Below are 7,111 nucleotides of genomic sequence, written 5' to 3' on the forward strand. Positions count from 1 at the left end.
GCCATCCACCGCACGGCCTGGCGCTTCAGGCAGCCGCGCCACGCAGCAGGATCGTGGCGATGAAGTCGGGAGCCTGGCGTTGGCCCATGTGCCCTTCGAGAGTAAGTTCCCAGGCGGTCTCGGCCAGGCCGCAGAATGTCGAGGCCAGCCAGGTGGCGGGCATGTCCTTACGCAGTAGTCCGGCGTCCTGGCCGCGTTGGATGAGCTCGACGGTCCGGGTGAAGATCGTCTCTGCGCGTGCGCTGGCCTCGGGGATGCCCAGGACGTCGGGTTCGACGTAGACGAGGTTCCACAGCTGGGCGAACGGCGGGTAGTCGGCGACGAGTGCGGTCAGGACGTGTTCCATGGCGGCCGTGTCGGCCTCGGCCCGTGTCAGGATCCGGTCGCAGTCGTCGAGGATCTTCTGGGCCATCGCCTGTACCAGGTGCTGGCGGGTGGGGAAGAGGCGGACCAGGGTCGCCCGGCTGATGCCCGAGCGTGTGGCGATGGACTGCATCGAGGCCGCCCGGTCCTTGGCGAGGATCGGGATCGCCGACTCCAGCACTTCTGTCGCGTCGGTACGCATGGTCGCGCCCAAACCCCCAATGCCTCTATTGACACATCGATGTATCTAAGTAATCTGCTCTGTATCAGCCTCATTGTACGTAAGGGCCGGGATCGCTCTGATCCGCGGCTCCGCATCGCGTGTGCCCGCGGAAGCGGCATCGCCGTGCACGAGGCGGTCCCCGACCGGACGGGGTGCCCTGGAGTCCAAGCGGCTTCTTCCCATCACGGGCGGTGCGGCGAGCGCAACGAAGCGTTCATCCGCATCCTCGGATCAGCCCGTGTCAGATCGAAGATCGGTTACCAGCCATGACGATGCATCGCCGACGCTTCCTGCGGAGCGTGGGTCTGGGCCTGCCCAGTCTCGCCCTTCTTGCCTCCCTGTCCGCCTGCGACGACAGCGGGGACAACGGAGGCGAGGACGGCTCGCCCAGCCCGTCCGGGCGCCAGAAGGTGATCGTCGTGGGAGCTGGGATCAGTGGCCTGGGCGCCGCCCGCTACCTGGCCGACAAGGGCCACGATGTGTCGGTGCTCGAAGCGCGCGACCGGGTCGGTGGCCGCATCTGGACCAGCCAGCAGTGGGCGGACACGCCGCTCGATCTGGGCGCTTCGTGGATCCATGGCATCGAGAAGAACCCGATCGCCGCGCTGGCCGCGAAGGCGAACGCGAAGACGGTCGTGACGGACCTGGAAAGCACTACCGACTACTCCGCCGACGGCGGCAAGTTGAGTGACGCGCAGGCCAAGGCGCTGGAGAGCTGGCGGAAGAAGGCCGCCGACGCGCTGACCTCGTTCCAGGACGAGGGGGACAAGGACGCGTCGGTACGCAGCGTGGTGGAGGCCGCGGTCGGCTGGTCCTCGTTGTCGGACCAGGACAGGGCGCTGCTCAACTGGGACCTGAACGATTACGAGCACGAGTACTCCGGCAGCGTGGAGCAGATGTCGGGTTTGCACTTCGACGAGGACAACAAGGTCAAGGGCAAGGACGTGTTGTTCCCGCAGGGGTACCACCAGATCACCGATCTGCTCGCGGCCGGGCTGTCCGTTCGCACCGGGCAGGTGGTCAAGAACATCGACTGGAACTCCGGTGGTGTCACGGTCACCACCGACAAGGGTGTGTTCCAGGCCGACCGGGTGCTGGTGACCCTGCCGCTGGGAGTGCTCCAGGCTGGCGCGGTGAAGTTCGGGCCGGGCCTGCCCGACGACAAGCTCGCCGCCGTCAGCAAGCTCGGTGTGGGAGTGCTCAACAAGTGCTACCTGCGCTTCCCCACCGTGTTCTGGGCGGACACCGACTGGCTGGGCTACGTGCCGCGTGTCGACAGGTACGGCCAGTGGACGCAGTGGATCAACGTCACCCGCCCCACCGGCAAGCCGGTCCTGCTCGGTTTCAATGCCGCCGACTTCGGCCGCATTATCGAGGGCTGGAGCGACGGCCAAGTCGTGGACAGCGCGATGGCCACGCTCAGGACCATGTACGGCAGCGGCATCCCCGCGCCGCTCGACTATCAGATCACCCGCTGGGCGTCCGACCCGTACGCGCTGGGCTCGTACTCGTTCAACAAGCTCGGCTCCACGCCGGCCATGCGCGACCAGCTCGCGGCCGCCGTCGACGGTCGTGTGCACTTCGCCGGCGAGGCCACGGACAAGGGCGACTTCGCCACCGTCCACGGCGCCTACCTGTCGGGAATCCGCGCGGCCAAGGAGATCGCCGGCTGAACCCGCCGTCCCCACGACGGAACCTTGGGGTGTTCCCGCCGTGCGCGGACGGCGGAGACAACCCGGGATTTCGTCCACCAGGACCCCGCCGGGCGACCCCCCGCCCGCGGGACGGCGGCCCCCGTCGGTGCTTACCCCCGAACGCACCGGCGGGGGCGTGCTCGGACCCGAACACCGCAGCTTGCCTGCCCCTGGGGCCAGCCGCGCCTACGCGATCGGTCGAACGGGCCGGGCGCTGACAGCAACCGCGGCCGGATATGATCCGCTGCGATTCCGGACGCTGGCATAGACCCGGGGCGCCACTGCCGCCGCACCCGTTCCACCGCGCCCCGTACCCCGCACGACCCGCTGGGAGCCAGCATGACCGCACAGCCCTACGGCGCCCAGCCGTTCTCCGCCTACGAGGCGCTGTCCCCCGAGGACCCCCGCGAGGTCGGCGGCTACCGCCTGTGCGCGCGGCTCGGCGCGGGCGGGATGGGCCGCGTCTACCTGGCCTACACCCCCGGCGGGCGCCCCGTCGCGCTCAAGGTGGTCCGGCCCGAACTCGCCGAGGACCCCGAGTTCCGGCACCGTTTCGCCCAGGAAGTCGCCAGCGCCCGGCGCATCCACGGCCTCTACACCGCCCAGGTCGTCGACGCGGGCACCGACGCCGCCGTCCCCTGGCTCGCCACCACCTTCGTGCCCGGTCCCTCCCTCCACCAGGTCGTCCGCCGTTACGGCCCGCTGCCCGAACGCACCGTCCTGCTCCTGCTCGCAGGCATCGCCGAGGCCCTGCAGGCGATCCACGCCGCAGGCGTCGTCCACCGCGACCTCAAGCCCGGCAACGTCCTCGTCGCCGCCGACGGCCCCCGCGTCATCGACTTCGGCATCGCCCGCGCCGCCGACGCCAGCCCGCTCACCGGCACCGGCCTGCGCATCGGCTCACCCGGCTTCATGGCCCCCGAACAGGCCCTCGGTCTGCCCGCCACCCCGGCCACCGACGTCTTCGCCCTCGGTGCCCTGAGCACCTTCATCGCCTCCGGCAGGGCCCCTTTCGGTGACGGGCCCGAACAGGTCTCGCTCTACCGGGCGGTCCACGAGGAGCCCGACCTGTCCGCTCTTCCGCACGGACTGCACGACCTCGTCCGGCACTGCCTGGCCAAGAACCCCGAGGACCGGCCGGGCACCGCCTGGCTGATCGAGGCCGCCCGCCGCCATCTCGCCACCGGCGGCGAACTGCGCTTCACCGACGGCTGGCTGCCCCCGCAGGTCAGCAGCGAGCTGAACCGTCACACCGCCCTTCCGGCCACGCCCGCACCGCCTGCCACCGTCCTCGACCCGGCAGGCGCCGCGGCCGCACCCGTCCTGCCCGCCCCCGCACCCACCCGCCGAGCGGCGGAGCCGGCCCGCCCGGAACCTGCCCGCGCCAGCCGCCGCCGGCGCGAGGGCACCCGGGGCGTCCGCACGGGGCTCCTGACGGCCACGGCCCTGCTCATCGGCGCCGCGGCGGCCTTCTTCCTGCTCGACTACTTCGAGTACTTCGACGACTCCACCGAACAGCCCGCAGCTGCCACCGCAGACCTCCCGCCCGCCACCGCACCCGCCCCCGCCCCTTCCTCCGTGTCCCCGCAGCAGACCGCCGCCTCCGGCTACACCGCCGCCTACACCAACCTCGAACTCACCTCTCCCGACCGCGACCACGAGTTCGACCTCAGAGCCGGAAAAGTCACCCAGGACACCTCCAGCTGGTACCTGGCCCGCCAGGCGGGCGCCTTCTACATCGCCGAGGACAACGACGCCTACATCGCCCCGACCGGCCCCCTCACGCTCCCCGACTGCCTCACGGGCATCGACACCAAGCCCACCTCCGCCTTGCCCTTCACCACCCTGCGTGTCGACCGCAGCTTCTGCGTCCGCTCCCACGGCGGCCAGGACATCGCCATCATCCGCACGCTCGCCACCGCCTCGGACGACGGCCCAGTCAAGGTCTCCATCACCGCCTACCGCCGTACCGCTTGACCACCCGAGCCCGGACGCATCCGGCGCTGACCGATCAACCGACCCGTCGGCCTCGGCGACATCGTTCCGGATCCATCGCCCAGCCCCGATCATGGGAAGCGATCTTCGTTCGCTGGCCGTGACACCTACAGACAAGACAACCCCACCGATGTGCCGACCCGGCAGCGACGCAGAGACGGCCGTCCCACCTCTCGCACGTCGTCCGCCAGAACTAGGTGAGAAATGTCCCCGAACGCCACTGCCACCGCCGGAACCCCTTCGGCGGAGCAGTCGTTCGCCCTGCCCCAGACAGCAATGTCCCCGCCCCGGAAGGTGAAGCCGACAGCCCTCGTGGCGCTCATCTTCTTCAGCGTCTCCGGCGGGGCCTATGGCATCGAAGGCCTGTTCTCCACCTCCGGCCCCGGGATGGCTCTGCTGCTGATCCTGGTGACACCACTCATCTACAGCGTCCCCCACGCTTTGGTCTGTGCCGAACTCGGCACGGCAATCCCGGTCGACGGAGGCTCCTATCACTGGGTCCGGCGCGGGCTGGGCAACTTCTGGGGCTTCCAGCAAGGCATGCTCAGCTGGCTGTGCAGCTTCGTGGACATGGCCGTCTACCCGATCCTGTTCACCACCTACCTGCAGTCCATGGCCCGTTGGGCCGAACCTGGCAAGCACGTGCTGTTCACCGCAGGCCACTTCCAGTTCGACCTGCACTGGTTCATCTGCCTAGCCGTCATCATGGTCTTCACGCTGGTCAACCTCATGGGCACGGCCAGGGTCGGCAGCTCCTCGGTCTTTCTTGCGATCGTCTGCCTCACCCCGCTGTTGCTGCTGACCGTTGCCGGCTTCGTCCACCTGTCCAGCCACGGCGTCAACCCGGTGACGGAGCTGACCAGCCGCCCGGATCAGCCGATGTGGAACGCCTTTGGCGCCGGGCTCTTCCTCGCCATGTGGAACTACAGCGGCTGGGACGACGTCTCGACCTTCGCTGGCGACATCGACAACCCGCGCAAGCACCTGCCCCGGGCGCTCGCCCTCTCGGTCGTAGTCACAGTCGTCGGCTACCTGCTGCCCGCGCTCGCCTCGCTCGCGGTCGGGCCGGGCGGCCCAGACGGCTGGAAGAACTGGCACAGCGGCTCATTCTCCGACGTGGCCAAGACCCTGACCGGACCGTGGCTGCAGACCACCGTCACCGTCGGCGGCATGCTCGCCTCGGCGGCGATGTTCTCCGCGCTGCTCGCCTCCAACGCCCGCCTGCCGTTCGCCCTGGCGCAGGACGGCTACTTCCCGAGGTGGTTGGCCAGGAGGTCTCACGGCCAGGTACCGGTCGCCTCCATCATCGGCTCCTCGGCGATCTACGCGCTGTTCTGCCTGAGCAGCTTCACCAACCTGATCATCGTGGACGTCTTCCTCACCAACATCACACTGCTGCTCCAGGTCGCCGCACTCATCGCGCTGCGTGTACGCGAGCCGGGACTCGAGCGGCCCTACCGTATCCCCGGCGGCAGCTTCGTCCTGTCCCTCATCACTCTCAGCCTCACGGCCGTCTGCTCCTGGGCGGCGTGGCAGCAGTACACGGAGAACGGCACCACCGCGGTGACCTACTGCCTCATCGCCGCAGGCGGCTCGACGCTGCTCTACCTTCCGCTGGCCTGGCACCGCCGCAAGGCTAACTGAAGGGCGCGACGGCCGACCCGTCACTCTGGCGAGGGATGGTGCAACACCTGTTGCAGCCAACAGGCTCCTCAACACCGCCGCTGAACTGCCTCAATTCGGTACGCAACATCGGCACGATAAGCCTGTTCGATGCGGACGTAGCTAACGAGATGTACAGCCTGAAGGACGGACAATGGCACAACATGGGCAAGGACGCCCCGACCCAATGGAAGCCGTAGCGTGAGTGACGATCAGTCTGTTGCAATTGCCGCCATGGCGGGCATCGGAGAACTGCTGTCGTGCATCGGGCCGACCTGCGGGGACACCGTCGACTGGAGTGCGGCGGAGAAGGTTTACGGGACGCCATTCCCTGCCGACTACCGGGCCTTCGTTGCAGCTTTCGGTAGGGGCTCGATCGAGGAGATCGTCGGCATTCACATCCCCGCCGTGAACTCGAACGAGCAGGGAATCGCGGTCTCGAGGCTCTCGGAGGCAGCGCTTGCGGACGAATGGGTCTGTACGGTCTTCGGCTCTTACAAGATTTTCGTAACCGGTGATCGCTTCAACTCGCCTATGGTGTCGCTCGGTTGGCGGTGAGACGCTGTCTGGGTGTGTTGTCATGGTGGGGGACCTGCTGCCGCAGCTGGCCGCGGTGCAAGTCGAGCGCGTGGAGGCCAGCGGGGATCTACTGAGGATCACTGCCCGGACCAGGGATGACTTGCCGGCGGCGTGTCCGTTGTGCGGGCAGTCGTCGGACTGGGTGCACTCTCGATACGAGCGGCATGTCGCAGACGAGGCGGTGGGCGGTCGGGCGGTCGTGATCGACTTATCGGTGCGCCGCCTGTACTGCGAGAACCCAGCCTGCGAGAAGGTCACCTTCGCCGAGCAGATCGACGGGCTGACCCGGCGTTACCAGCGTCCCACTCCTGCTCTGCAGAAGGTGGTCGACGCGGTCGCCGTGGCACTGGCCGGGTCGGCCGGGGCCCGCCTGCTGGGCGTGCTGCACCACGTGCTGACCTGGGCGGGCGTGCTGAACTGCTTGATGCGCATCAGCCTGCCCGCCCGGGTCGTCCCGCGGGTGCTGGGCATCGACGAGGGGGGCTCCCCCCGAGGTGTGGACACCAGTGCTATGCGGCGAGTGCCAGCGTAACTGATCGTTGTTCGAACTCGATCGGGCTGAGGTAGTTCAGCGCGGAGTGCCTCCTGCGGGTGT

Annotated in this window: 7 protein-coding genes; 6 read left to right on the forward strand and 1 reads right to left on the reverse strand. The window is 68.6% G+C overall.

Annotated elements, in window-relative coordinates:
* Window positions 1-25: 25 nt before the first annotated feature.
* Complete coding sequence (locus ACWCYO_RS24345) at window positions 26-565, reverse strand: TetR/AcrR family transcriptional regulator (protein ID WP_270150605.1); 540 nt, start codon at window positions 563-565, stop codon at window positions 26-28.
* 287 nt (window positions 566-852) lie between these two features.
* Between ACWCYO_RS24345 and ACWCYO_RS24350 the strand changes: the two genes are divergently transcribed.
* From ACWCYO_RS24350 to ACWCYO_RS24375, 6 genes are all read left to right on the forward strand, one after another.
* Window positions 853-2,259 (forward strand): flavin monoamine oxidase family protein, encoded by a 1,407-nt coding sequence (locus ACWCYO_RS24350; protein ID WP_270150606.1) that lies wholly within the window; start codon window positions 853-855, stop codon window positions 2,257-2,259.
* Between the two features lie 360 nt (window positions 2,260-2,619).
* Window positions 2,620-4,257 carry a serine/threonine-protein kinase gene (locus ACWCYO_RS24355; protein ID WP_449785375.1) on the forward strand — a complete coding sequence of 546 codons (1,638 nt, stop codon included), beginning with the start codon at window positions 2,620-2,622 and terminating at the stop codon, window positions 4,255-4,257.
* 330 nt (window positions 4,258-4,587) lie between these two features.
* On the forward strand, window positions 4,588-5,919 hold the full coding sequence (locus ACWCYO_RS24360) for an APC family permease (protein WP_449785376.1): 1,332 nt from the start codon (window positions 4,588-4,590) through the stop codon (window positions 5,917-5,919).
* A gap of 35 nt (window positions 5,920-5,954) precedes the next feature.
* Complete coding sequence (locus ACWCYO_RS24365; RefSeq protein ID WP_270150610.1) at window positions 5,955-6,137, forward strand: hypothetical protein; 183 nt, start codon at window positions 5,955-5,957, stop codon at window positions 6,135-6,137.
* Between the two features lies 1 nt (window position 6,138).
* Entirely contained in the window at window positions 6,139-6,495 is a 357-nt protein-coding gene (locus ACWCYO_RS24370) for an SMI1/KNR4 family protein (protein ID WP_270150611.1), read from the forward strand.
* Window positions 6,496-6,517: 22 nt separating this feature from the next.
* Window positions 6,518-7,048, forward strand: coding sequence for a transposase family protein (locus tag ACWCYO_RS24375; protein ID WP_449785377.1), 531 nt, complete (start codon window positions 6,518-6,520; stop codon window positions 7,046-7,048).
* The last annotated feature ends 63 nt before the right edge of the window (window positions 7,049-7,111 follow it).

Source organism: Kitasatospora sp. NPDC001683 (assembly GCF_053596495.1).